The 26,041-nt window shown below is 43.6% G+C and carries 28 protein-coding genes; 22 read left to right on the top strand and 6 right to left on the bottom strand.

Annotation, left to right across the window (positions count from 1 at the left end; translation table 11 throughout):
* The first annotated feature begins 37 nt into the window (after positions 1-37).
* On the top strand, positions 38-1,336 hold the full coding sequence (locus K7R11_RS10380; protein ID WP_224490525.1) for a hypothetical protein: 1,299 nt from the start codon (positions 38-40) through the stop codon (positions 1,334-1,336).
* 28 nt (positions 1,337-1,364) lie between these two features.
* On the opposite strand, the gene K7R11_RS10375 is transcribed toward K7R11_RS10380, so the two are convergent.
* Positions 1,365-1,733: a hypothetical protein gene (locus tag K7R11_RS10375; RefSeq protein WP_224490524.1), complete on the bottom strand. Its 369-nt coding sequence runs from the start codon at positions 1,731-1,733 to the stop codon at positions 1,365-1,367.
* Positions 1,734-1,824: 91 nt separating this feature from the next.
* On the opposite strand from K7R11_RS10375, the gene K7R11_RS10370 reads away from it, so the two are divergent.
* On the top strand, positions 1,825-2,130 hold the full coding sequence (locus K7R11_RS10370) for a hypothetical protein (protein WP_224490522.1): 306 nt from the start codon (positions 1,825-1,827) through the stop codon (positions 2,128-2,130).
* 12 nt (positions 2,131-2,142) lie between these two features.
* On the opposite strand, the gene porX is transcribed toward K7R11_RS10370, so the two are convergent.
* Positions 2,143-3,690, bottom strand: a complete 1,548-nt coding sequence (porX, locus tag K7R11_RS10365) for a T9SS response regulator signal transducer PorX (RefSeq protein WP_224490521.1) — start codon at positions 3,688-3,690, stop codon at positions 2,143-2,145.
* Positions 3,691-3,732: 42 nt separating this feature from the next.
* On the opposite strand from porX, the gene K7R11_RS10360 reads away from it, so the two are divergent.
* The 11 genes from K7R11_RS10360 to K7R11_RS10310 all read left to right on the top strand — a co-directional run bounded on the left by K7R11_RS10360 (position 3,733) and on the right by K7R11_RS10310 (position 15,071).
* Entirely contained in the window at positions 3,733-4,953 is a 1,221-nt protein-coding gene (locus K7R11_RS10360; protein WP_224490520.1) for an HD domain-containing protein, read from the top strand.
* Positions 4,954-4,983: 30 nt separating this feature from the next.
* Positions 4,984-6,006 carry a UDP-3-O-(3-hydroxymyristoyl)glucosamine N-acyltransferase gene (gene lpxD, locus K7R11_RS10355; RefSeq protein ID WP_224490519.1) on the top strand — a complete coding sequence of 341 codons (1,023 nt, stop codon included), beginning with the start codon at positions 4,984-4,986 and terminating at the stop codon, positions 6,004-6,006.
* Complete coding sequence (locus K7R11_RS10350) at positions 6,003-7,418, top strand: bifunctional UDP-3-O-[3-hydroxymyristoyl] N-acetylglucosamine deacetylase/3-hydroxyacyl-ACP dehydratase (protein ID WP_224490518.1); 1,416 nt, start codon at positions 6,003-6,005, stop codon at positions 7,416-7,418. The genes lpxD and K7R11_RS10350 overlap by 4 nt, the downstream gene beginning before the upstream one ends.
* Positions 7,419-7,422: 4 nt before the next feature.
* A complete protein-coding gene (gene lpxA, locus K7R11_RS10345) occupies positions 7,423-8,208 on the top strand; it encodes an acyl-ACP--UDP-N-acetylglucosamine O-acyltransferase (RefSeq protein WP_224490515.1) in 786 nt (261 codons plus the stop codon).
* Positions 8,209-8,221: 13 nt separating this feature from the next.
* A complete protein-coding gene (gene efp, locus K7R11_RS10340; RefSeq protein WP_224490513.1) occupies positions 8,222-8,788 on the top strand; it encodes an elongation factor P in 567 nt (188 codons plus the stop codon).
* A gap of 9 nt (positions 8,789-8,797) precedes the next feature.
* A complete protein-coding gene (locus K7R11_RS10335) occupies positions 8,798-9,727 on the top strand; it encodes a UDP-3-O-(3-hydroxymyristoyl)glucosamine N-acyltransferase (protein WP_224490511.1) in 930 nt (309 codons plus the stop codon).
* Positions 9,728-9,739: 12 nt separating this feature from the next.
* Positions 9,740-10,165 carry a nuclear transport factor 2 family protein gene (locus K7R11_RS10330; RefSeq protein WP_224490509.1) on the top strand — a complete coding sequence of 142 codons (426 nt, stop codon included), beginning with the start codon at positions 9,740-9,742 and terminating at the stop codon, positions 10,163-10,165.
* Between the two features lie 85 nt (positions 10,166-10,250).
* On the top strand, positions 10,251-11,123 hold the full coding sequence (sucD, locus tag K7R11_RS10325) for a succinate--CoA ligase subunit alpha (protein WP_224490507.1): 873 nt from the start codon (positions 10,251-10,253) through the stop codon (positions 11,121-11,123).
* 163 nt (positions 11,124-11,286) lie between these two features.
* Positions 11,287-12,033, top strand: a complete 747-nt coding sequence (gene fabG / locus K7R11_RS10320) for a 3-oxoacyl-[acyl-carrier-protein] reductase (RefSeq protein ID WP_224490504.1) — start codon at positions 11,287-11,289, stop codon at positions 12,031-12,033.
* Between the two features lie 164 nt (positions 12,034-12,197).
* On the top strand, positions 12,198-14,228 hold the full coding sequence (locus tag K7R11_RS10315; protein ID WP_224490502.1) for a vWA domain-containing protein: 2,031 nt from the start codon (positions 12,198-12,200) through the stop codon (positions 14,226-14,228).
* 27 nt (positions 14,229-14,255) lie between these two features.
* A complete protein-coding gene (locus K7R11_RS10310) occupies positions 14,256-15,071 on the top strand; it encodes a prohibitin family protein (RefSeq protein WP_224490500.1) in 816 nt (271 codons plus the stop codon).
* Positions 15,072-15,122: 51 nt separating this feature from the next.
* On the opposite strand, the gene K7R11_RS10305 is transcribed toward K7R11_RS10310, so the two are convergent.
* Both K7R11_RS10305 and K7R11_RS15040 read right to left on the bottom strand, forming a co-directional pair.
* Positions 15,123-15,524 carry a hypothetical protein gene (locus K7R11_RS10305; RefSeq protein WP_224490498.1) on the bottom strand — a complete coding sequence of 134 codons (402 nt, stop codon included), beginning with the start codon at positions 15,522-15,524 and terminating at the stop codon, positions 15,123-15,125.
* 12 nt (positions 15,525-15,536) lie between these two features.
* Complete coding sequence (locus K7R11_RS15040) at positions 15,537-15,671, bottom strand: hypothetical protein (RefSeq protein WP_262899806.1); 135 nt, start codon at positions 15,669-15,671, stop codon at positions 15,537-15,539.
* A gap of 381 nt (positions 15,672-16,052) precedes the next feature.
* Here K7R11_RS15040 and hisG point away from each other — a divergent pair, with 381 nt between their 5' ends.
* Genes hisG through corA form a run of 9 tightly spaced genes read left to right on the top strand, consistent with a single transcriptional unit; the run spans position 16,053 to position 24,283 of the window.
* A complete protein-coding gene (hisG, locus tag K7R11_RS10300; protein ID WP_224490496.1) occupies positions 16,053-16,916 on the top strand; it encodes an ATP phosphoribosyltransferase in 864 nt (287 codons plus the stop codon).
* 10 nt (positions 16,917-16,926) lie between these two features.
* The gene (gene hisD, locus K7R11_RS10295) at positions 16,927-18,219 is read left to right on the top strand and encodes a histidinol dehydrogenase (RefSeq protein WP_224490494.1); all 1,293 of its coding nucleotides are present in this window, start codon (positions 16,927-16,929) and stop codon (positions 18,217-18,219) included.
* Positions 18,219-19,286, top strand: coding sequence for a histidinol-phosphate transaminase (gene hisC / locus K7R11_RS10290; RefSeq protein WP_224490493.1), 1,068 nt, complete (start codon positions 18,219-18,221; stop codon positions 19,284-19,286). The genes hisD and hisC overlap by 1 nt, the downstream gene beginning before the upstream one ends.
* 2 nt (positions 19,287-19,288) lie before the next feature.
* Positions 19,289-20,422: a bifunctional histidinol-phosphatase/imidazoleglycerol-phosphate dehydratase HisB gene (gene hisB, locus K7R11_RS10285; RefSeq protein WP_224490492.1), complete on the top strand. Its 1,134-nt coding sequence runs from the start codon at positions 19,289-19,291 to the stop codon at positions 20,420-20,422.
* A gap of 10 nt (positions 20,423-20,432) precedes the next feature.
* Positions 20,433-21,017 carry an imidazole glycerol phosphate synthase subunit HisH gene (hisH, locus tag K7R11_RS10280; protein WP_224490491.1) on the top strand — a complete coding sequence of 195 codons (585 nt, stop codon included), beginning with the start codon at positions 20,433-20,435 and terminating at the stop codon, positions 21,015-21,017.
* 3 nt (positions 21,018-21,020) lie between these two features.
* Positions 21,021-21,743, top strand: a complete 723-nt coding sequence (gene hisA, locus K7R11_RS10275; protein WP_224490490.1) for a 1-(5-phosphoribosyl)-5-[(5-phosphoribosylamino)methylideneamino]imidazole-4-carboxamide isomerase — start codon at positions 21,021-21,023, stop codon at positions 21,741-21,743.
* A 28-nt stretch (positions 21,744-21,771) separates the two neighbouring features.
* Complete coding sequence (hisF, locus tag K7R11_RS10270; RefSeq protein ID WP_224490489.1) at positions 21,772-22,527, top strand: imidazole glycerol phosphate synthase subunit HisF; 756 nt, start codon at positions 21,772-21,774, stop codon at positions 22,525-22,527.
* Between the two features lie 11 nt (positions 22,528-22,538).
* The gene (gene hisIE / locus K7R11_RS10265) at positions 22,539-23,135 is read left to right on the top strand and encodes a bifunctional phosphoribosyl-AMP cyclohydrolase/phosphoribosyl-ATP diphosphatase HisIE (protein ID WP_224490487.1); all 597 of its coding nucleotides are present in this window, start codon (positions 22,539-22,541) and stop codon (positions 23,133-23,135) included.
* 56 nt (positions 23,136-23,191) lie between these two features.
* Positions 23,192-24,283: a magnesium/cobalt transporter CorA gene (gene corA / locus K7R11_RS10260; protein WP_224490485.1), complete on the top strand. Its 1,092-nt coding sequence runs from the start codon at positions 23,192-23,194 to the stop codon at positions 24,281-24,283.
* A 2-nt stretch (positions 24,284-24,285) separates the two neighbouring features.
* On the opposite strand, the gene cysM is transcribed toward corA, so the two are convergent.
* Positions 24,286-25,179: a cysteine synthase CysM gene (gene cysM, locus K7R11_RS10255; RefSeq protein ID WP_224490482.1), complete on the bottom strand. Its 894-nt coding sequence runs from the start codon at positions 25,177-25,179 to the stop codon at positions 24,286-24,288.
* Positions 25,169-25,960, bottom strand: coding sequence for a serine O-acetyltransferase EpsC (gene epsC, locus K7R11_RS10250; RefSeq protein WP_224490480.1), 792 nt, complete (start codon positions 25,958-25,960; stop codon positions 25,169-25,171). Before epsC ends, cysM begins: the two co-directional genes overlap by 11 nt.
* Between the last annotated feature and the right edge of the window lie 81 nt (positions 25,961-26,041).

Here is a 26,041-nt window from a genome sequence, read left to right as displayed (position 1 = left end):
AGTGTTAGCAATTTTTTAAATTGTAAGGCAATAATGTTTGGAAAAATTTATTTTTACCAATATAAAGGAACAAACCCATATGCAAGTCTCCACATCTAAAAGTATCAAAAAAAGCTCAACAAGTTTATTTTTGGTAGATTTCACACTAATATTTTTAATAATATCTTCTTCATTTTTAGTTTATTTTCATCATTTAGTTCCAGATGTTAAAGAATGGGAAACAGTTTTCTTTAGTATTACTCCTAAAATAACCCCTACAGTTCAAGCGTTAGCTTATCATACCCTCGTTAAGATTTCTCCAATCATATTCTTTTCCATTTGGTTTATTACGGAAAAACATTGGTGGAGATTTTCTATTTTAGTTCCGATCGCATTTTTAAGTTTTCAGCTGATCTCAAATTTACAGGATGAATTTGGAATTTTGCCTTTCGATTCTTTTGAGCTAATACTAGTTGGTGTTTACCTGGTGTTAATCGTTATGATTAATAACTATCTTAAATATTATCGGTTTAATATTGGTGCTAAATTTAATATAGATTCTGAAAACCTTTATCTTCTGCCTAGATCGAAAGAAAATAAATCTAGAATTACAAAGGTAAAGGGTGTTCTTGATCAGGAAAATTTAAATAGAGATCAATTAAATACTATTTACAAAGAGTATAACTACTTAAATGAAACTAGCGATTATTTGAAAAGTGAAGATTTTGCACGTCAAACATATTCCTTCATTCCTAAATTGATCCTAGAAGTCTTACTGGCTCTAATATTAGTATTAACCCCTTTGTTGTTGAGTTTATATGATTTTGTAGCTCCTGGGGTTAGGGAATTAAATTTTCTTGGCATGAATATGCCATTGTTTGGGTTTCCTGATTTACGAACATTCTTCTGGGTGGTTTGCGCAAAAATTATATTGATAATACCAGTATCATTATGGTTCTTTTCTAACCGACATTGGTGGAAATATTTTCTTTTAATCCCATTTTCGGTAGGTTTATTTCAATTGCTTGAGATTTTGAGTAGTACCTCTGAAGTTGATGGCTATAAATTTTTCAATTTGGTCCCAATTATTCTCTTGATTTCTGTTGTCATGGTTGTGTTGACCCGAAGGTTCAGGAACTATGTGTTGCTTTTAGAGTTTTACAACATTATGGAGATTAAAATAAATAAGACTATAAAATATTTATCATATCATTCGCAAAGCGAGAAAAAGAAAAACCTAAAAAAGGAATTAACCGCCTTGATCAAAGACCATAAAAAGTACGCTCCATCCGAATATCTGGAAAGGCTGAAAGGCATAAAGAAGCGGCTGGAAGAATTGAGTAAGGAACAGTCATAAAAAAACCGGGGATGGACCCCGGTTTCTATTAGTTGTTGTTTTCAGTTTTGTTGATCTCAGCTTTGATCTTATCCATCAAAGCCTCCAGGTCTTCTTTTTCGTTAGCTTTAATTTTTGCATCTATGATGGCCTCCACCTCTTCAAATGTGAGTTCTCTTGCTGGCTTTTCCTCGGCATCAATGCCAAACATATTCCCACGGCCTGTGATTATCCAGTTGATGTTTACAAAAGGATATTTCTCTACGATCCTCTCCAAAATATCACTCCCAACAGAGGCGTTGTTCTTTTTCATACGAAGGGTGTATCCATTGGATGCACCTATCGACATGTCGAACTGCCTGGCACTCATGCCGAGAGATTTGATAATGGTGAAGATTCTGTCTATTGCTTTTGCCATATTTTTTTATCTAAGTTTTTTTCAAAAATAGAAAAAATTCGATATACTTGTGGTGCCAAATCTTAATAATTGTTAAAAAACCAACCAACTTATGCCTATTCTACCGCTAGACATTGATAATTTCAATGGGAAAAAACTTCTTTTTCTATTGACCCTTCAGGAGTACAATCAGCCTGGTTACCTGACTTTCTTTATCGACGACCGTGATGACCTTTGGTTTCAGGAAGACATCGGTTTGCAACCTTTCGGAGAACTTGACGCCTTACCGGTGATCGCTCTCTATGAATCCCTGCCCGATGATATAAAAAGCTCAAACCAGTATATACATACCCCGATGCTTTTTGTGGTCGAAGATTACCTCAAATTGGTTTTCGGAAGTAAGATCCGCTACAAATAATAACTTCCTCTTTTACCTCGGGGTTAACACCGCAAAGGGGATGATCATTTCTTCAAGAGAAATCCCTCCGTGTTGATAGGTGTTTTTGTAGTAGCTCACATAGTGATTGTAATTGTTGGGATATGCGAAGAAAAGATCCCCTTTGGCAAAGATAAATGAGCTGCTCATGTTGATCGTTGGAAGAAAGATGCTTTTGGGGTCTTTGACCGCGTAAACTTCTTTTTCTTCAAAGGTGAGGCTCCTCCCTGTTTTATAACGGAGATTAAGACTCGTATCCCTGTCGCCGATTACCTTTGAAGGATTTTTAGCGTTGATGGTTCCGTGGTCTGTGGTAATGATTAATTTGAAGCCTAAGCGCTGTGCCTGCTGAATGATATCCAGCAAAGGCGAGTTGCGAAACCAGCTTTGGGTTAGCGACCTGTACGCCTTGTCGTTAGAGGCCAGCTCTTTTACCACTTCCATTTCTGTTTTAGAGTGAGAAAGCATGTCCACGAAATTATATACGAGTACCGTGAGATCGTTCTTTTTTTGACTCGGAAAGTTTTGAGCGAGTTGTTTTCCTGATTTCAAACTGGAGATCTTATGGTATTCCCAGTTCAGTTTTAAGCCCATTCTTCTGATCTGCTGTTCCAGGAAGTCTTTTTCATACAGGTTCTTTCCTCCTTCATCGGTATCATTCTTCCAGAACTCCGGATAAAGCCGTTCCATTTCAGAAGGCATTAATCCGCTGAAAATCGCATTTCTGGCATATTGGGTGGCGGTAGGGAGAATGCTGAAATAGGCGTTTTCCTTTTTCTTTTTATAATGGGTGTTTACAGCGCCTTCGATACTCTTCCATTGGTCGTACCTCAGATTGTCGATGACCACTAAAAGGGTAGGAGGTCCTGTTTGCAATTCAGGTACTACCCATTCCCGAAACATGGTATGCGACATGACCGGATGATCATCTTCGGTAAACCAGCGATGGTAGTTCTTTTCGATGAACTTGCCGAACATGCTGTTGGCTTCTACCTTCTGAGACTCCAGGATCTCGATCATTCCTGCATCTTCAATGTTTTCAAGTTCAATCTCCCAGTAGAGCAGCTTTTTGTACAAAGCTATCCACTCCTGGTAAGAGTTAATCATGACCATATCCATGGCAATCTTCCGGAATTCCTGCTGATAATTGGAGGTGGTCTTTTCAGAAACAAGGCGGGAGTGATCGAGGGTCTTTTTCAGGCTTAACAGGATCTGGTTAGGGTTCACCGGTTTGATCAGGTAATCTGCGATCTTACTCCCAATGGCCTCCTCCATAATGTATTCTTCTTCGCTCTTAGTGATCATGACCACCGGCAGGGCGGGTCGGATTGCCTTGATCTCACTCAGCGTCTCTAAACCAGTGATACCGGGCATGTTTTCGTCGAGAAATACAATGTCGTAACTCTCGGATCTCACTTTTTCCACCGCATCCACCCCGCTTTGACAGGTGTCTACGCTGTAGTTCTTTTTCTCCAGGAAAAGGATATGTGGTTTTAAAAGATCGATCTCATCATCTACCCAAAGTATCTTTATTTCATTCATTCTATAAGCTGTATATTTGTAAGCAACACTTAAATGCCGGATTTGAACACTACAAACAAGTTAAAAATATTTAACGATCCAATTTACGGTTTTATTACTATTCCAAGTGCACTAATTTTTGATCTGATCGAACACCGTTACTTTCAGCGGCTGCGACGAATATCTCAGATGGGACTGTCCTATCTGGTCTATCCCGGTGCCCATCACACCCGGTTTCATCACGCCATTGGTTGTATGCATTTAATGACCAGGGCAATAAGTGCTCTGCGTTTTAAAGGAGTAGTAATTTCAGCAGAGGAGGAACAGGCACTTCAGGTAGCCATCCTGTTGCACGATATAGGTCACGGACCTTTCTCCCATGCCATGGAGCACTCTATAGTAAACGGGATTTCTCATGAACATATCTCGTTAAGGTTCATGGAGTTGTTGAATGCCGAGTTTAATGGCGAGCTCGAGCTGGCTATTAAGATCTTTAAGGGAGAATATCATCGTAAATTCATGAACCAGCTCATTTCCGGTCAGCTGGATATGGACCGGGCCGATTATCTGAAAAGGGACAGTTTCTATACCGGGGTTTCTGAGGGGAATATAAACAGTGAACGCATTATTACCATGCTGAATGTGGTTAACGATCAGCTGGTGGTAGAGGAGAAGGGGATCTACTCTGTGGAAAAGTTTCTGGTGGCCCGAAGACTGATGTATTGGCAGGTCTATCTTCATAAAACGGGACTGGTTGCCGAGCAGCTTCTGATCCGGATGCTTCAGAGGGCGAAGTTTTTAGTCTCCGAAGGCGAGGACCTTCCGGGAACCCGGGCATTGCGTTTTTTTATGGACCACAATATCGGGGTGGAAGATTTTGACGAAAATGTGATCGAACAGTTTGCACGTTTGGATGATGTTGATATTCAATCGGCAATGAAAGACTGGCAATCCCATGATGATCCGGTGCTTTCCCGTTTATGTGATATGTTGATCAATCGCCAGCTTCTGAAGATCAGACTTAAGGATAAACCCTTTGACCGGGACAAGAAAGCGGCGCTGCTTCAGCAGGTTATGGAGCGGGAGCAATGGAGTGCGGAAGAAGCCGAGTATCTGGTTTTTGACGGAGAGATCAGGAACCAGGCCTACAGCGTAGATCGGCAGAACATTAATATTTTTATGAAATCCGGAAAAATTAAGGATGTCGCAAGAGCATCTGATCAGTTTAATCTCAAGGCACTTTCCCAGCCTGTCACGAAATATTACCTTTGTCATCCTAAATAGAAATAGGAGTTTTTTTATACTTTTGCCCTGATGAAATTTACAGCCTTACAAATAGCGGGGATCCTGGAAGGAGAAATTGTGGGAGATCCGGAGACCGAAGTTTCCAAATTATCAAAGATAGAAGAGGGAGAGTCAGGGTCTTTGACCTTTCTTGCCAATCCTAAGTATACCAATTATATTTATTCTACTCAGGCCAGCATAACAATTGTAAATAAGGATTTTGAAGCCGATAAGCCTTTAACCACCACCCTGATCAAGGTGGAAGATGCTTATAAATCATTTTCCAGGCTTCTGGAGTATTACAACCAGGTAAAGATGAATAAAACCGGTATAGAACAACCGGTATTTGTCGCAGAATCTGCTTCCCTGGGGGAGGAGATTTACATAGGTGCTTTTTCTTATCTCGGGGAGAATGTGCGAATAGGGAGTAATGTAAAGATCTACCCTAACGTTTTTATTGGAGATAACGTAACTATTGGTGATAACACGATTGTTTTTGCGGGAGCCAAGATCTATTCAGAAACGGTGATCGGGAAGAGTTGTGTGATCAACAGTGGTTGTATCATAGGGGCAGACGGATTCGGTTATGCCCCGGATGAAAACGGTGCCCTGCAAAAGGTGCCCCAAACCGGTAATGTAATTTTGGAAGATCACGTTGATGTTGGTGCGGCCACTACTATAGACCGGGCCACTTTAGGCTCTACGGTGATCAGGAAAGGCGTAAAACTGGATAACCAGATCCAGATTGCACATAATGTTGAAATTGGACAGAATACCGTAATAGCAGCCCAAACCGGAATTGCAGGGTCTACCAAAATAGGGAAGAACTGCATGATAGGCGGGCAGGTAGGTATCGTTGGTCATATCACCATAGGTGACGGAGTTAAGATACAGGCGCAGAGTGGTATAGGGCGCAATGTAAAAGATGGCGAGGTCCTGCAGGGCTCCCCGGCATTAGGTTACTCGGCTTATAACAAGTCGTATGTCCATTTTAAGAATCTCGGTACAATTGTAGACAGAATTCATCAATTAGAAAAAAATAATAAGAAATGAGTGAGCAAGCTGTAAAACAGCGTACCATCGCTAAGGAGATTACTCTTGAAGGTGTGGGATTGCATACCGGGCAAAATGTCACGATGACTTTTAAGCCGGCTCCCGTAAACCATGGATTTGCTTTCAAAAGGATAGACCTGGAAGGTCACCCGGTAATTGAAGCTGATGCAAATTATGTGGTAAATACTCAAAGGGGTACTAACCTTGAAAAGATGGGGGTGAAGATCCAGACATCGGAGCATGTCTTGGCTGCCCTCGTAGGGATGGATCTGGATAACGTCCTTATCGAACTCGATGCCTCAGAACCCCCGATTATGGACGGGTCTTCAAAGTATTTTGTAGAGGCCATAGAAAAGGCAGGATCGGTAGAGCAGGAGGCGATAAGGGAAGAGTTTGTAGTCACTGATGTGATCTCCTATATCGATGAAGAATCGGGGAGTGAGATCACCGTGATTCCCGCTGAAGAGTATCAGGTAACCACAATGGTTGATTTCGGCACCAAGGTATTGGGAACCCAGAATGCCACCCTGAAACACCTTTCTGAATTTAAAACAGAAATTGCAGATGCCAGAACCTTTTCTTTCCTGCATGAGCTGGAGACCTTGCTGGAGCACGGGCTTATCAAGGGAGGTGACCTTAATAATGCCATTGTTTATGTAGACAAGGAGCTTTCCCCGGAAACCATGGAAAAGCTCAAGATCGCATTTGATAAAGATTCCATATCCGTAAAACCTAACGGAATTCTTGATAACCTGACCCTGCATCACCCCAATGAGGCAGCCCGTCATAAATTACTGGATGTTATCGGGGACCTCGCCCTGGCCGGAACGCGCATAAGAGGTAAGGTTATTGCGAACAAACCCGGTCACTTTGTAAACACCCAGTTTGCTAAAAAGTTATCCAAGATCATTAAAATAGAAAGACGTAATAAGATCCCGAAATTCGATCTGAACAAGCCGCCATTGATGGATGTGACTCAGATCATGAACATGTTGCCACACAGGCCTCCGTTCTTATTGGTAGATAAGATTCTTGAACTTTCCGACACCCATGTGGTGGGTGTTAAGAATGTTACCATGAACGAACCGTTTTTTGTGGGGCATTTTCCGGGAGCACCCGTAATGCCCGGAGTATTGCAGGTAGAGGCCATGGCCCAAACCGGAGGTATCCTGGTTCTGAATACAGTACCGGATCCGGAAAACTATCTCACCTATTTTATGAAGATAGATAATGTGAAGTTTAAGCAACAGGTTCATCCAGGGGATACCCTTGTATTCAAGATGGATCTGCTTTCTCCGATCAGAAGAGGGATTTGCCATATGCAAGCCTATGCATACGCCAATGGGAAGATTGCCGCAGAGGCCGAACTCATGGCGCAAATAGTTAAAGTAAAAGATAAAGATCAATCATAATTTTATGAATCAACCCTTAGCATATGTACATCCCGGGGCCAAGATCGCCAAGAACGTGGTGATCGAACCCTTCGCAACAATTCACAACAATGTTGTGATCGGGGAAGGATCCTGGATCGGAAGTAATGTAACCATTATGGAGGGTGCACGGATCGGTAAGAACTGTAATATTTTTCCGGGAGCAGTGATTTCTGCTGTTCCTCAGGATCTGAAATACAACGAAGAGGAAACCACTGCTGAGATCGGGGATAATACCACGATCCGGGAGTGTGTAACCATCAATAAAGGAACAACCGACAGGATGAAGACCGTAGTGGGGAAAAACTGCCTCATTATGGCTTATAGCCATATCGCGCACGATTGTATCGTGGGAGACCACTGTATTTTCTCCAATAATTCGACCCTCGCCGGACATATCACCGTTGGGGATTATGTGGTTCTGGCCGGGATGACAGCGGTACACCAGTTCTGTTCCATCGGTAACCATGCCTTTGTAACCGGAGGATCTCTTGTGAGAAAAGATGTGCCGCCCTTTACAAAAGCTGCCCGTGAACCCCTTTCCTATGTAGGTATTAACTCCGTAGGGCTTCGAAGACGTGGGTACACCACCGAAAAGATCCGTGAAATTCAACATATTTACAGGATTCTCTACCAGATGAACTACAACAATTCTCAGGCTGTTGAAATCATCGAAGCAGAGATGGAGGCCACCCCGGAAAGGGATGAGATCCTTCAGTTTATTAAGGATTCCCAGCGAGGAATCATGAAAGGATATTTTAGTAAAATTTAATTTTAATTTCATCATGGCAAGTACATCAGATATCCGTAAAGGACTTTGTATCAGGTATAACAACGACATCTATAAGATCATTGAGTTTTTACACGTTAAACCGGGAAAAGGTCCGGCTTTTGTTAGAACCAAACTTAAAAGTGTAACTACAGGAAAAGTGCTCGACAATACTTTTTCTGCAGGGCATAAAATTGAGGATGTTCGTGTGGAAACCCGTTCGTATCAGTTCTTGTACGCAGAGGGTAATACCTTTCACTTTATGAACACAGACGATTACAACCAGATCACTCTGGAGAAAGATTCGCTGGATTCTCCTGATCTTCTTAAGGAAGGAGAGGTGGTAACCATACTTTTCAATACCGAAGACAGTATGCCCCTATCGGTAGAGATGCCGGCCCATGTTATTCTTGAGGTGACCCATACCGAGCCAGGGGTTAAAGGAAATACAGCTACCAACGCAACAAAACCGGCTACAGTAGAAACCGGAGCCTCGGTTAATGTTCCTTTGTTTATTAATGAAGGAGACAAGATTAAAGTAGAGACCGATAAGGGTACCTACATGGAACGCGTTAAAGAATAAGAGGAGTTCATGAAATTTCCTCAGTTACATACTCTTGAGCAAATAGCCACGATTTTGAATTGCAGGTATGTCGGAGCGCCTGAATTTCCGGTATACGGCATGAATGAGATCCATGTGGTGGAACCCGGAGATATCGTTTTTGTAGATCATCCGAAATACTATAATAAGGCATTGAGCTCTGCAGCAACCATTGTACTTATCAATAAGGAAGTGGAATGCCCTGAGGGCAAGGCCCTGTTGATTTCTGATGATCCTTTTTCCGATTTTAATAAGCTTACCCGGTATTTTAAACCCTTTGACCGTTCCAATGTCATGGTTTCACCTTCTGCACAAATAGGCGAAGGTACCATATTACAGCCAGGGTGTTTTATAGGGAATAATGTTCGTATTGGAAAGAATTGCCTTATACATTCTAATGTGAGTATTTATGACAACTGTGTCATAGGGGATCATGTTACCATACATGCAGGAACTGTTCTTGGGGGAGACGCCTTTTACTATAAAAAGCGCCCTGAGGGCTATGATAAATTGCTGTCAGGAGGCAGGGTGATTCTTGAAGATCATGTGGAGCTCGGAGCAGCCTGTACCATTGATAAGGGGGTAACCGGTGATACAACTATCAGGAAGGGAACCAAAATCGATAATCAGGTGCATGTAGGCCATGATACCGTAATAGGGGAAAAATGCCTTATTGCCTCCCAAACCGGAATAGCCGGATGCGTGGTTATTGAAGACGAAGTCACCATCTGGGGGCAAGTGGGAATGGCTTCCGGGGTGAGGGTAGGCGCAAAAGCCGTTATCCTTGGGCAATCCGGAGTCAGTAAATCCTTAGAGGTGGGTAAAACCTACTTTGGATATCCTGCCGAGGAAGCGCGAAAAAAACATAAGGAACTAGCTGCCATAAGGCTGATTCCTTCAATTTTAGAAAAACTGGGTTAAAAACCTTTTCATATGTCAGAAACGACCAAAGCCATTGTAAAAAAGTTTTATGCCTGGAATTCCGAGGGTGATATTGATGAAACCAAATCGGTTCTGCATGACGATATCGTTCTTTACTGGAACAGTACCAAGGGATTCCGGAAATACGGGAAGAATCAGATTCTTGACCTTATCAATGATATCCGTTCAGAATATCGCGAAGTACGGGCAGAGATCACTCACCTGATCACCGAAGAAGATCGCGCTGCAGTTCGGCTCACCTATTTTGTGGTGCCTTTTGAAAATCCTGATGAAGAGGTCCCACTGGTGCATTTCATGGCCATTTGGGAGTTGAAAGACGGAAAGCTCTTTAAAGGATATGAAATGAGCTATCTCGCAGATGAAACTCCCGAAAATATGATCTCGTTTTCAAGATTGCCCGAACCTGAAGAAATGTAGATTGGACGAACGGAATTACTATTCGAATATTTCTGTTTTCTCCTACAAAAAACTATTTTTGTCAAGCTTTTAAAAATCTATCCTAATGAGTGTATTAGTAAATAAAGATTCTAAAATAATTGTTCAGGGATTTACCGGTAGTGAAGGTACTTTCCACGCAGAACAAATGATTGCCTACGGAACCAATGTGGTAGGTGGTGTAACTCCCGGCAAGGGTGGGCAAACCCACCTGGACAAACCGGTTTTTAACACGGTAAAGGATGCTGTGGATGCCACCGGAGCCGATGTGAGCATCATCTTCGTTCCGCCGGCCTTCGCTGCAGATGCCATTATGGAAGCTGCAGACGCCGGAATTAAAGTGGTGATCACTATCACGGAAGGAATTCCTGTAGCCGATATGATCAAGGCTGCTAATTATATTAAAGGAAAAGAATGCAGACTCATCGGTCCTAATTGCCCTGGAGTGATCACTCCGGAGGAAGCTAAGGTTGGTATTATGCCAGGCTTTGTTTTCAAAAAAGGTAATGTAGGTATCGTTTCTAAATCCGGTACCCTTACCTATGAAGCAGCAGACCAGGTGGTTAAGCAGGGACTGGGAATTACCACAGCGATCGGTATCGGTGGGGATCCTATTATTGGAACAACCACCAAGGAAGCAGTAGAGCTGCTGATGAATGATGAGGAAACTGCCTGTATCGTTATGATCGGGGAGATTGGCGGACAGTTGGAAGCAGATGCTGCACGTTGGGTGAAGGAAAACGGTAATAAAAAGCCCGTTGTTGGTTTTATTGCAGGAGAAACAGCTCCTAAAGGAAGAACCATGGGACATGCCGGAGCAATCGTAGGTGGAGCAGATGATACCGCAGAGGCTAAAAAAGCCATTATGAGCGCTTGTGGAATTCACGTTGTAGACTCTCCTGCAGAGATCGGAAAGAAAGTTGCTGAAGTTCTGGGATAATTCCGGATCACAAATAGTACAGGAAAGCCCGTTTGAAAAAACGGGCTTTTTTTAGTGATTATCGGGACAGGAGCAAGGGCTTAAAAAATTAAAATTTAAAGTATCAGCTTCAAGGAATTATTATCTTTGAACTGCGTACTAATCAAACTATCAATTAAAATCAATGAAATTACTAGAAGGTAAAACGGCCATAATTACAGGGGCCAGCAGAGGAATAGGAAAAGGAATCGCTCAGGTTTTTGCTCAACAGGGAGCCAATGTAGCATTCACCTACAGCTCTTCAGATGAGGCTGCAAGAGAATTGGAAAATGAGCTTGCCGGATTAGGTGTTAAAGCCAAGGCTTATAAAAGTAATGCCGCAAGTTATGAAGAGGCGCAAAAACTGGCAGAGGATGTGCTGAATGAATTTGGAGCTATCGATATCCTGATCAATAATGCCGGGATTACTAAAGACAATCTGCTGATGCGTATGTCTGAAGAAGATTTTGACAAGGTGATCGATGTGAATCTTAAATCTGTTTTTAATATGACCAAAGCTGTTCAGCGCACTATGCTTAAGCAGCGTAATGGGTCTATTATCAACATGAGTTCTGTGGTAGGAGTTAAAGGAAATGCCGGGCAAACCAATTATGCGGCCTCTAAAGCCGGTATTATTGGCTTCTCTAAGTCGGTGGCCCTGGAGCTCGGTTCGAGGAATATCAGGAGCAATGTGATCGCACCTGGATTTATTGAAACGGAAATGACAGCCGCCCTTGATGAGAAAACGGTTCAGGGATGGAGAGATAATATCCCGTTAAAGCGTGGAGGTACTCCTGAAGATATCGCCAACGCATGCGTATTCCTGGCATCAGATATGTCCGCTTACATCACAGGACAGGTCATCAATGTCGATGGTGGTATGTTAACCTAGAAGGTGGAGTCCATGTAACTTTTTGATCGGCTGTACTCGGGAGAGACCTTAGAAGTTCGCTTCAGGCTAATCCGGGGAAATCTGTAGATAAAAGAATATAAATTCGTAATTTCGGGTATACTTAAAGGAAGAAAATCCTTAAGTATACCCTTAATTTTTTTTAAATGAACGGCACTACCTATCTGCTCATCATTACATCTTTTATTCTTTCCTTTACCATAGCTTACCTATGGTACAGAGACGGTATGAGCAGAGGGAGGGTCTTTCTTTTGTTCTTCGTCCTGAGAGGTCTGGCACTCTGGGGTCTGGCCCTGTTATTGATCAACCCTGTAATCCGGAAATATACCCTGGTCACTGAGAAGCCGTCCCTTAATATCCTGGTAGATAATTCGGCATCGATGGCATACCTGGAAGATCCTGAAAGCATTAAACAGGGCCTGGAAACTTTGCAGAATGACAAAGATATCCGGGAAATGTTCGATGTGCGAACCTATCTTTTTGATCAGGAATTGTATACCACCGATACCACCCCCGGGTTTAATGGTGGGAAAACGAATATTGCCCGAGCCTTTCAGCGATTAAAGAATCTTGAGGGCCCTGAACGATCTGCTACCGTGCTCATTAGTGATGGGAACAGTACCTACGGAGGAGATTATCAGTACAATTCCTCCGGAATTTCCGGCCCTGTGTATACCCTTTCGGTTGGAGATACCACAACGTATGAAGACCTGTTCATCGAACGGATCAATGTAAACCGGTATGCCTATCTGAATAATAAATTTCCTGTAGAAGTTTTTGTCGGGTACGACGGGCAGAATAAAACGACGGCAGAAGTTGAGATTTTGGGGAATAATCGTGTTTTGGCCAGAAAGAGGATCACTATAGAACCCGGTGTGGCCAGACCGGCAGAACATTTTGAACTGGAAGCAGAGGCCTCCGGGGTAAAGAAATTTAAGGTGAGTATTAGTGAACTCCCGGTAGAAAAGAATACCGATAATAACCGGAGTACGTTTGCAGTAGAGGTCATAGACCAGCGCAACCGAATCGCGCTGGTATCAGAAATTATGCATCCCGATCTGGGTAGCCTGAAGCATATTCTGGAAAGCAGTAACCAGCGATCTGTAGAGATACTGTCTCCTGCTCAGGTAGAGAATGCAACAGAATTTGACCTGTATATTCTTTACCAGCCCGGGGATTCGTTCACCTCGCTCTTTAAAACACTTGAGGAGGGCAAAATAAATTATTGGCTCATCGGTGGGGAGGCTACTGACTGGAGGGTAGTAAACGAAAATCAAAACGTATTTACCCGCGAGGTTACCTACACTGCAGAAGAAGTTACCGGACAATTAAATCCCGGGTTCGGGGCCTTTCAGGCGGTAGATCCCGGAGTTGAGGGGTACCCTCCTTTAAATTCACTTTTGGGAGATTTTATCTTACATGGAGCTTTTGAAACCCTGATCTATAAAACAATAAGTGGTATCTATGCCGACCGCCCTTTATTGTTTACCTCGGAAACCAATGAACAGCGCATTGCAGTGCTGGATGCAACGGGAATATGGAAATGGCGGCTGTGGCATTATAATCAAAACGAATCTTTTGAATCCTATGATGAATATTGGAATAAACTTATCCAATTCCTCTCTTCAGGGATAAAAAAGGAAAGACTTAGCGTGAGCTATGACCCTTTATATTACGCAAATTCCACGGTCCGGCTTATAGCAGGATATTATGATAAAAATTTCGAATTTGATGCGGGAGAGCGCCTGGAGTTGGCGCTGAAACACCAGGACTCGTCAAGGGTCCGGTCCATTCCCTTCAGGGCAGGAGAAAACAATTATGAGGCGGTCTTAAGCGGTCTCCCTCCCGGACAATACGATTTTTCGATCAGAGTACCTTCACAAAACCTGAGCAGGTCCGGACAGTTTACTGTACTTGAATATGAGGTGGAAAAGCAATTTGTAAATACAGATGATTCCAGAATGAAGCATCTTGCGGAAATAACCGGGGGTAAAATGACACGGCTGGGGATGCTTCCTCAGTTGATAGAGGAGCTTAAAAGTAACACAGCATTGAAGCCGGTACAAAAGAGAAGAGAGAATATCGTACCTTTATTGGAATGGCAATGGTTGCTCTTTACCATAGCTTTGTTATTCGCAATAGAATGGTTTACCAGAAAATACAACGGATTAATATAAATAACTAAAAACTAAAACTTCAATACTATGGACAGATTGCCCAAAATAGGCATACCACTAATTATCCTGATCATTGCCGTGGTCATCCTCATATCTAAATCTGCTGTGACCATTGGGTCCGGAGAGGCCGGCGTACTATACCGAACCTTTGGTGGTGGGGTAGTTACCGATGAGCCTCCGATGAGTGAAGGTTTTCATCTGGTGGCACCCTGGAATAAGATTTTTATCTATGAGGTGAGACAGCAGGAGATCTATGAGAAGATGACTGTTTTGTCGTCGAATGGTCTGGAGATCAAGATTGATGCATCCGCCTGGTTTCAGCCTAAGTATGAATTGCTGGGGAAATTGCACCAGGAGAAAAGTGAGGAATATGTTACGCGAATCCTTATGCCTTCCATACGCTCTGCTGCGAGAAGCGTGGTAGGTCGCTATACGCCGGAGCAGTTGTACTCAAGTAAGCGCGATGCGATCCAGGAAGAGATCTTCGCGGAAACTAAAAAGATTGTGGATGCACAATACATACAACTCAATGAAATCCTGGTGAGGGATGTTACCTTACCTCCCACGATCAAGGATGCTATTGAGCGAAAATTGAGACAGGAACAAGAGTCTCTGGAATATGAATACCGCCTGGAGAAGGCTGAAAAAGAGGCTGAAAAACAACGAATAGAAGCCCAGGGTAAAGCAGATGCAAACCGGATTTTAAGTGCATCTCTTACCGATAAAATCCTTCAGGACAAGGGGATTGAGGCCACACTGAAACTTTCGGAATCACAAAACTCTAAAATAATTGTAGTTGGGGGAGGAGGAGATGGTCTTCCCATTATACTCGGAAATCAATAGTATCTAGTAAAGGCCTGATTTTGAAAAGGCTATTTTTACAGAAATACCCGGTCAGACCTCTTTGGTGACCGGGTATTTTTTTGATAATTTTTTCGCCTGGCCTATCCAGTTATCCCTGTCTATTCTTCCGGGAAAAAATTCAAGTAGTTCTGTAATAATTTTTATATCCTCCTCTTTAAGGCGGCTTAATTGTTCAAAATTATAGATCCCAAGATGGTTCAATTTCTCCTCTATAAATGGACCGATTCCGTCTATCATCTTCAGATCGTTAGCGAGTTCAGAATTTCCTTCCCCCAGGCGTTCAAAGTCGAGTTTTCCTCTCAGGTGTGCCTTTCCAGTGATCTTTATTTCAGGAACCTTAACAGCAAGGCCGCTTCGACCCCGGGTCTGAACCGCCTTTATGGCATTTCCCGTTTCAATTTCTCCGGGTACATTATGAACATTATTGAGCAAGGTACTTTTCTCTTACAGGCATTTCTCCAGTTCATTTTTATACTTGTTCTTGATGAACAAACTGGCAAGCAGGTATCCCAATCCGAAGGCAATCACAATAAAGGCCCAAAAACTGCCGGAGCTGAAGCTGAAAATAGTAGGTTCCATGGTATAAAGTCTGAGTTAAATAAGCATATGATGCACATTAAAGGTTTAAATATGCAGGTTTTTCTTATTTCTAATATAGAAAAAATATTATTATGAGGCATTCAAACAGCTTATATCTAGAGCCTTGTGGAAGGGTGAGGCAACTCCTAATAAAAATTATCGCCAGGGATATTTGATTTTTAAAAAGTTTATGCGTTATATTTGTGTCAGAAAATCGAGAAAATGACTTCTATTTTTATGCATCATCATCATTCTCATCCACGCACTCAGGCGAGGTAGAATGATACTGCATAAATTTTAAATATCATTAACACCCGTTTGAGTATTCAGACGGGTGTTTTTTTTATCCCTTCTGCGTACTCAAATAAAAAAAAATTGCTGATGAGTACAGAAACATTAAAAATTGCAGTTCAGAAATCAGGGAGGTTATTTGAGGAATCTCTGAAAATCCTTAAGGATTGCGGTATTTCTATTGACAACGGCAGGGACCAGCTAAAAGTTCGTGCAAGAAATTTCCCTCTGGAAATCATGTATCTCAGAAACGGGGATATTCCGCAATACCTCAAAGACGGGGTGGCCGATATTGGGATTATCGGAGAGAACCTGCTGGTGGAAAAGGGGGGCGACCTCGAAATCCTGCAAAAACTGGGGTTCTCCAAATGCCGGGTTTCCCTGGCCGTTCCAAAAGGAACTGAATTTAAAGGGCTATCGGATCTGGAAGGTAAAAAAATAGCGACTTCTTATCCCAATACAGTAAATGAATTCCTGGAAGAGAATGGAATTACTGCCGATCTCCATATGATTAGCGGGAGTGTGGAGATAGCCCCAAATATCGGGTTGGCAGATGCCATTGTGGATATTGTATCCAGTGGAAGTACCTTGTTTAAGAATAATCTTAAGGAAGTGCATACCCTGATCAAAAGCGAGGCCGTACTGGCCGGATCTCCTGTAATGGGAGATGCTCAAAGGCTTTTGGTGCAAAAGCTATTATTCAGGCTGGAGTCTGTGCTTCAGGCCAGGGAAGCCCGATACGTTTTATTGAACGCTCCGAATGAAAAGATCGACGCAATCATTAAGGTGTTGCCGGGGATGCGCAGTCCAACGGTATTGCCCCTGGCAGAACAAGGATGGAGTTCCCTTCATACGGTAATTCAGAAAGAAAAATTCTGGGAGATCATCGATGAATTGAAATCCCTCGGCGCTGAAGGTATTCTGGTATGTCCTATCGAAAAAATGGTATTATAAAATAAGCAGCATGAAAAAGTATATAAATCCAAGCGCTTCAGAATTGGAAACACTTTTAAAGCGCCCTACTCCCGGTCTTAACGAGCTTGAACCCCTGGTTGAGCAGGTTTTTAATGAAGTAGCTCAAAAGGGAGATGAGGCATTATTAAAGTATACGGAACTCTTTGACGGGGTTACCCCGGATACCTGGCAAGTCTCTCCCAAAGAAATGGAAGAAGCTGGGAAAAAGGTGCCGGAAGATCTCAAAGAAGCAATAAGAACAGCTGCAGCTAATATTGAAAAGTTTCACCTGGCACAAAAAACTGATAGCGTCAGGGTAGAAACCATGCCCGGGGTAGTTTGTTGGCAGGAGAAGAAACCTATTGAGAAAATTGGTCTCTATATTCCGGGGGGTACAGCGCCCTTGTTTTCCACCGTGCTTATGCTGGCTATTCCTGCAAGAGCCGCAGGCTGCAGGGAAATCGTAATTTGCACACCACCGGGAAAAGATCAAAGTGTGAACCCCGTTATTCTTTTTGCCGCAACCCTTTGTGGGGTGAAGAAGGTATTTAAGGTAGGAGGCATTCAGGCTATTGCCGCAATGACTTTCGGAACCGGGACCATCCCCGCTGTGTATAAAATTTTCGGACCCGGAAATCAGTTTGTCACAGTAGCCAAACAATGGGCTACGCGATACCAGGTGGCTATTGATATGCCGGCAGGTCCCTCAGAACTTATGGTGGCGGCCGATAAGACTGCCCAACCGGAATATGTGGCGGCCGATCTCTTGTCGCAGGCAGAACACGGAAAAGATAGTCAGGTGATCCTGGTGAGTACTTCCAATGAATTTTGTGAGCAGGTGGAACAGGAGATCACAAAGCAAATAGAGAAGCTTCCCAGAAAGGAAATTGCCTCTGCAGCCATAGAAAACTCCAGGATGGTGGTCGTCGAAAATACCCGGATGATGATTGATGTCATCAATAGCTACGGACCGGAACACCTCATTATTTCAAGTGCAGATGAGGAAGACATATGTAGAGCTGTAATAAACGCAGGCTCGGTTTTCCTGGGTAATTATACTCCGGAAAGTGCGGGAGACTATGCCTCAGGAACCAACCACACCTTGCCTACCAATGGTTACTCCCGTCAGTATAGCGGGGTGAATCTGGACAGTTTCACCAAGAGCGTCACCTATCAGAAGCTCGATGCGACCGGGATAAAAAACCTGGGGGTTACCATTGAGAAAATGGCAGAAGCCGAAGGGCTTTTTGCTCACAAGAATGCAGTATCAATCCGGTTGAGAGACCTCGAAAACCAAGAATAATGAGTACAGCACCCGTAAAAACAACCTTTGAATTGGAAAAAATGGTAAGGCCATCGGTCCTAAAGCTGCAGCCTTACAGCTCCGCAAGGGATGAGTTTAGCACCGGATCTGAAGAAATGATTTTTCTGGATGCCAATGAGAATCCTTTCGGCACACCGATCAACCGGTATCCGGACCCGTATCAGAAAAAATTGAAAGAAGCCCTGGCCACTGTAAGAGGAGTTGACCCTGAGCAGATCCTTATCGGTAATGGCAGCGACGAAGTGCTCGATCTGCTGTTTCGTGTTTTTTGTGAACCCGGAGAAGCTAATGTAATCACATTGCCTCCTACCTATGGTATGTACGAGGTCCTGGCAGGTATAAATAACGTGGAGGTGCGCAGTGTGGCACTGGATGAAAATTTTCAGCCCAGGGTAGATGATATCCTGAATATTGCCGATGAAAACACCCGGATACTTTTTTTGTGTTCCCCAAACAACCCTACCGGTAATCTTATGAATGCCTCCCGGGTTAAAAGGCTACTGGAGCAATTCAGGGGCCTGGTGGTTATCGATGAAGCCTATATTGATTTTGCTCAGGTTAAAAGCTGGGCGAAAGAACTCGATGTATTTCCTAATCTGGTCATCGTGCAAACCCTCTCAAAAGCATTCGCATTGGCAGGGGCCCGAGTGGGCTATGCGATCACCTCCCCCGGAATCATAGGCTTCCTAAATAAGATAAAACCACCTTACAATGTAAATCAGTTAAGCCAGGACCATGCCCTGGAGGTATTAAATAACCCTGCTTCGGCAAGGGCCTTGCTGAAATCCCTTGTGGTGGAAAGAAGTTACCTGACCCAGCAACTGGAGGTTCTTCCCTTTGTGAAGAAGGTATTTCCTTCAGAAGCAAACTTTCTCTTGATTCGCGTCGATGATGCAGGTAAGCGCTATACACAGCTGCTGGAAAAAGGCATCGTGGTACGAAACCGGTCTTCACTGCCGGGCTGTAACCAAACCCTCAGAATCACTGTCGGCACACCGGAAGAGAACCGGCAGTTAGTAACCATATTAAATCAACTTCCTGAATAATTATGAAAAAGATCCTTTTTATTGACCGGGACGGAACCCTGATAAGGGAGCCTGAAGATGAACAGGTAGATTCCCTTGTAAAACTCGAATTTCTTCCCGGAACGCTAAGGTATTTATCCGATATCTATAAGACCGGAAATTTTAAACTTGTTATGGTGACCAATCAGGATGGATTGGGAACCCCTAATTACCCGGAGGCATCCTTCTGGCCCATTCAGGACTTTATTATGAGAACCCTTGAAAATGAAGGTATTCATTTTGACGAGGTGGTCATAGATAAGACTTTTCCTCACGAGAATTCTCCTAACAGAAAACCCAATACGGGAGCGCTGACCGCCTATCTGGGCGGGGACTATGATATTGAAAATTCTTTTGTGATCGGAGATCGGCTAACTGATGTGAAGCTAGCCCAAAACCTGGGATGTAAGGCTATCTTTATTGATAATAAACGCAATCTTGGCAATCATGAGCTCGTCGAAAATAAGAAGGCGCTTGACGAGGTCATTGCTCTTGAAACCGAATCCTGGGAAAGGATACGCGAATTTTTGTTCCTGGGGTCAAGGCGGGTAGATGTTCACCGCAAAACCCGGGAGACCGATGTGTCCATTTCCCTGAACCTGGATGGAAACGGCAAGACCAGGATAGCCACCGGAATTGCCTTTTTCGACCATATGCTGGATCAATTGGGGAAGCATGGACAATTAGATCTTACGGTAGAAGTTAAAGGTGATCTCGAAGTTGATGAACATCACACCATAGAAGATACTGCAATAGCCCTGGGAGAGGTTTTCCATAAAGCCCTGGGAGATAAGAGAGGTATTGAACGCTATGGGTTTTACCTGCCCATGGACGATGCATTGGCCCAGGTGGCCATCGATTTCGGGGGACGAAACTGGCTGGTATGGGAAGCGGAATTTAAACGCGAAATGATCGGGCAAATGCCCACAGAAATGTTCATGCATTTCTTTAAATCGTTTACAGATGGCGCCAGAGCCAATCTCAATATCAAGGCCGAAGGAATTAACGAACATCATAAGATCGAGGCGATATTCAAGGCATTCGCCAAAGCAGTAAAGATGGCCGTAAAACGGGATCCGGATCGCATGATCCTGCCAACTACTAAAGGAATACTTTAAAAATCGGAGAATGAAGCTTAGTATCATAGATTACGGGGCAGGTAATATTCAAAGTCTCATTTTTGCTTTCAGGCGGCTGGGTATTGAACCGGTGGTAACAGACAATCCTGAAATTATTACCCAATCAGATCGGGTGATCTTTCCCGGAGTGGGGGAGGCTGGAAGTGCGATGCATAAAATTCGGGAACATAACCTGGAAAATGTCATACCGTCCCTGAAACAACCGGTTTTGGGTATTTGCCTTGGCATGCAGCTCATGTGTGCTCACAGCAAGGAGGGAGATACTTCCGGATTGGGAATATTTGACACCGATGTCCTGAAGTTTGACACCGGGCTGAAGGTTCCTCAGATAGGATGGAATACTATAGAGGGTCTGCAATCTCCCTTATTCAAGGGAATTAAAGAGGGAAGTTATATGTATTTGGTACACAGTTATTATGTTCCGGAAAATACATTCGCCATAGCCAAAACGACATATGGTGTTTCCTATGCTTCGGCTTTGCATAAGAACAATTTTTACGGCACCCAGTTTCATCCGGAAAAAAGTGGCGATGCAGGAGCCCTGATCCTGGAAAATTTTTTAAAAATCGATTAAGGCATGAGAATTATACCCGCTATAGACCTGATAGAAGGGAAATGTGTTCGTCTTTCTCAGGGCGATTACGAAACCAAAAAAATATATAATGAAGACCCCCTGGAGGTGGCATTGGAATTTGAAGCCCACGGAATTCAGCACCTGCACCTGGTAGATCTGGACGGAGCGAAGGCCAGGAGGGTAATTAATTATAAGGTACTGGAGAAAATTGCTTCCCGTACACAACTTAAAATTGATTTTGGGGGTGGAATACGGTCTGATGAAGATCTTCGTATTGCATTTAACAGCGGAGCCGGCCAGGTTACAGGAGGAAGTGTTGCCGTAAAGGATAAACCCTTATTCATGTCATGGGTGGCTCAATACGGTCCGGAAAAGATCATCCTCGGGGCAGATGCAAGGGATAATAAGATTGCAGTCTCAGGATGGACCTCTACCTCAGAGGAGGAAGTGATTCCATTTATCGAAGAATACCTGAAGGAAGGATTGCAGTATGTGGTTTGTACAGATATTTCAAAGGACGGGTTGCTGCAAGGGCCTTCTCTCGATCTTTATAAGGATATCCTTCAGGCTTGTGGAAGGGACAGGATTCATCTTATTGCTTCAGGAGGGGTAACCAGTATAAGCGATATTACCGAATTGATCGCTGCCGGCTGTGAAGGAGCCATAATTGGGAAGGCGATTTATGAAGGTGCCATTACACTTAAAGCCCTCGAAAAGTTTATTTAACCATTGTATCATTAATAACTGAAGAACAATGCTCACAAAAAGAATTATTCCTTGCCTGGATATAAAAGACGGGAGAACGGTAAAGGGGGTGAATTTTAAAGGGCTTATGGATGCAGGAGACCCGGTAGCCCTTGCCGAACGTTATGCCCGGGAAGGGGCAGATGAGTTGGTATTTTTAGATATCTCGGCTACAGAAGAAAAGAGAAAAACCCTTGCAGAGTTGGTGTATCACGTTGCAGAGAAAGTAAATATCCCATTTACGGTGGGCGGCGGTATCAGCAGTGCCGAAGATGTAGGGATTTTGTTGAGAGCAGGTGCAGATAAGATTTCTGTGAACTCAGCTGCCGTGAAAAGACCGGAACTCATCAATGAACTGGCGCAGAAATTCGGTTCGCAATGTGTGGTGGTTGCCATAGATGCCAAAATGATCGATGGCCAATGGATCGTGCACCTCGTTGGAGGTAAGGTACCCACTGAGATCGAACTGTTTGATTGGGCATTGGAGGTCCAGGATCGCGGAGCAGGAGAGATACTCTTCACTTCGATGGATCACGACGGAACAAAAAATGGCTTTGCAAACGAGGCGCTGTCAAGATTATCCACCATGTTGCATATTCCGGTGATAGCGTCAGGGGGAGCAGGTTCAAAAGAGCACTTCAAAGATACCTTTACCGTAGGGAAAGCAGATGCTGCACTTGCTGCAAGTGTTTTTCATTACCGTGAAATTCCCATCCCCGAACTCAAGTCTTATTTGCAAAAGGAAAATATATCTGTACGACTATAAAAATTCTATACATGAAACCAGATTTCAATAAAAATAAGGACGGGCTTATTCCGGCCATTATCCAGGATGTGCAAACCCTTAAGGTGCTCATGCTGGGGTATATGAACGAAGAAGCCTACGAAAAAACCATAAAGGATAAAAAGGTGTGTTTTTTCAGCAGGTCTAAACAGCGGCTATGGGTAAAGGGTGAAGAAAGTGGCAATTTCCTGATGCTTCAATCCATGGAATTGGATTGCGATAAGGATACGATCCTTATTATGGCCAGGCCTCTGGGACCGGTTTGCCATACGGGAACAGACACTTGTTGGGGAGAGACGAATAAGGAAACCTTTGGCTTTTTAACCGCTCTGGAAGCGGTTATAAGCGATAGGAAAAAGGAGATGCCGGAGGGCAGCTACGTGAGCAGCCTTTTTGAAAAAGGGATCAACAAGATCGCGCAAAAGGTAGGAGAAGAGGCTGTAGAGACGGTAATTGAAGCCAAAGATAACAACGACGACCTCTTTCTTAATGAAGCTGCAGACCTGCTTTTTCACTACCTGATTCTTCTGCAGGCCAAAGGATTTGAACTTCAGGATATCAGTAAGACACTTCAGGAGCGGCATCTCTGAAATGATTTGTGATCTTAATATTCCTAAGATTGCTTAAATTATCCTAATTTAATCCCATGATCAAGAAACGAAATGCCATTAATAAGGTCATTGGAAGACCTTTTAAGCGCCATTCTAAGATAGGTCAGGCCCCGGGTACGGTGATCTATTTGGGAAAGCGCAAGGATGAAAAATTTGAGGTAACCTTTACACATTTCAGTCCGGAGGAGTATACTGAAATCTCGATGGAACGCCCGGAGGCTTTTGTTCCGGCACCTGGTAATAATGGGGTGAACTGGTTTAATATAAAGGGACTATCCAACACCCAAGAGGTAGATGCTTTCGGCAGATCATTCGGGTTGATTCCGCTTACCCTGGAAGACATTGTAAATACGGATCAGAGGCCAAAGCTGGATTATTTTGATGATTATCTCTTTGTGGTCTTAAAAATGATCTACCTCGATGATACCAATAACATTAATGTGGAGCATGTGGCCCTGGTGTTGCTCAGAAAATCGGTATTGCTTTTCCAGGAGGTGGAAAAGGATGTATTTGAAGGGGTCAGAGAGCGTTTACGGGGGTCTTTCGGTCGTATCCGAAGCCGTCTGGCAGATTACCTGCTGTTTGCCCTTCTCGATGCCATCGTAGACCAGTACTTTATCGTAATGGAGCATGTAGGGAACAGGGTAGAGGCCCTGGAGGAAAAGGTGTATAACCATCCCAAATCGGATACGGTTTATGAGATCCAGGCCCTTAAAAAGGAGGTTTTGGAATTGCGGAAAAATATAAGACCGGTTAAGGAACTCATCAATCAATTGATCAATCTCGATCACCCGCTCATTTCAGAAGATACCAGGCCTTTCTACCGGGACATTCTCGATCATTGCAATGAAATTCAGGATACCATTGATCTTTACAGGGAGATGAGTATGAGCCTTATGGAGATCTATATGAGTAATATGAGCAATAAGATGAACGAGGTGATGAAGGTCCTAACCATAATGGCAAGTATTTTTATTCCGCTGACCTTTATCGCAGGCATTTATGGCATGAATTTCAGATACATGCCGGAGTTGGAGTACACCTATGGTTATCCCATTGTAATTGGGGTCATGGTACTTATGGTGATCCTGATGCTGATCTACTTTAGAAAAAAGAACTGGCTGTAAAGCTATTCGTTACGAAACAGGTCTGATGAGAGGTATCTGTCGCCTCTGTCACAAATTATAACCACTACCACTCCTTTTTCCAGGGTGTCGATAAGTTTCAGGGCGGCCGTTACTGCACCCCCGCTGCTCATTCCGGAAAACACACCCTCTTCGGCGGCGAGTCGCCTGGCCGTTTCTGCGGCTTCCAGCTCGCTTACTTCGATAACCTGATCTACTTTTGAAGGGTTAAATATTGCAGGCAGGTAGGCTTTGGGCCATTTTCGAATCCCGGGGATCCTGGAATCATCGGTAGGTTGAACCCCTACAATTTGTATTCTGTGGTCTTTCTCTTTTAAAAATGTGGAAGTTCCCATAATGGTGCCCGTAGTTCCCATAGAGGATACAAAATGCGTTATTTTCCCTTCGGTGTCCTTCCAGATCTCAGGGCCTGTGGTTTTGTAGTGTGCTTTCCAGTTATCCGGGTTTCCAAATTGATTCAACATGATATACCCTTCATTTTTTACCTTATCCTCTGCATAATCCCGTGATCCCTCAATACCATGTTCTGCCGGGGTAAGTGTTAGTTTCGCTCCGAAAGCCCGCATGGTAAGAATTCGTTCTTCCGTGGAATTTTCGGGCATTACCAGTTCCAGGTTAAGATGAAAGAGGCCGGCGATCATGGCCAGCGCTATTCCGGTGTTTCCGCTGGTGGCTTCTATGAGTTTTGAATTTTCATCAATTTCTCCGCGCTCCAGGGCACTTTTAATCATATTATAGGCCGGGCGGTCTTTAACACTGCCGCCGGGATTATGCCCTTCCAGCTTAAACCAGAGCTCTACACCCGGTTTGTGAACCAGGGCCCTGGAGCGTATTAAAGGGGTGTTTCCGATCTGTTCAAGAATAGAATCACTTTTCATTTGAAGTAGTCTTTATTTTGATATCAGGTGTGTGGGTGACCACAGAATTAGGGGGGATCGAGGAGGTGAGCCATACGTTTCCGCCAATAATACTTTTTGCGCCAATGACGGTATCACCACCAAGAATAGTGGCATTGGCATAAATAGTTACTCCTTCCTCAATAGTGGGATGTCTTTTTTTATTTTCCAGGTCTTTAGCCACATAAAGGGCCCCCAGGGTAACGCCCTGGTAAAGCTTAACGTTATTTTTAATAACAGTGGTTTCTCCAATTACCACCCCGGTGGCGTGATCGATAAAAAACGAGGTGCCTATTTGTGCGCCCGGGTGTATGTCAACACCGGTAAGGCGATGGGCATATTCGGTCATCAGACGGGGTACTAACGGGAACCCGACCCTGAATAATTCGTGCGCAAGCCGGTAGATGGCTATGGCGTAGAAACCGGGATATGACAGGTAGACCTCTTCTACCGAACGGGCAGCCGGATCACAACTGTAGATAGCCTTAGCGTCGAGATTAAGTCGCTCCAGCAATTCCGGTAACGTTTCAATATAGTTTTCCCATACCTTTACACAGGGATTCTCCGGTTTCCAGCAGGCCAGTTTTACAAGTTCAGAGAACAGTTCCTGAAGATCTTCCATATGGGAGGCGACATCGGTTTCTGAATCAAATAAGGTATAGAACAATTCCCGGGTAAAGCGTTCTGTCTCCTCCTTTAGTCGCAATTTAAGGTGAGGAGTAATTTTATGACGTTCAATCTTTCTAATCAACCCATCTCTCATTCCTGGCGCATTTTTATCATCTCAAATTTAAACATTCTGAATCGCCTTAGAAGTGAATTTATATTAACTTTAGGCTTCATA

The organism is Robertkochia flava, assembly GCF_020166515.1.
GTDB classification, from domain to species: Bacteria; Bacteroidota; Bacteroidia; order Flavobacteriales; family Flavobacteriaceae; genus Robertkochia; species Robertkochia flava.
The sequence above is the reverse complement of the archived record's forward strand: the minus strand, read 5'-3'. Positions and strand labels throughout refer to the sequence as shown.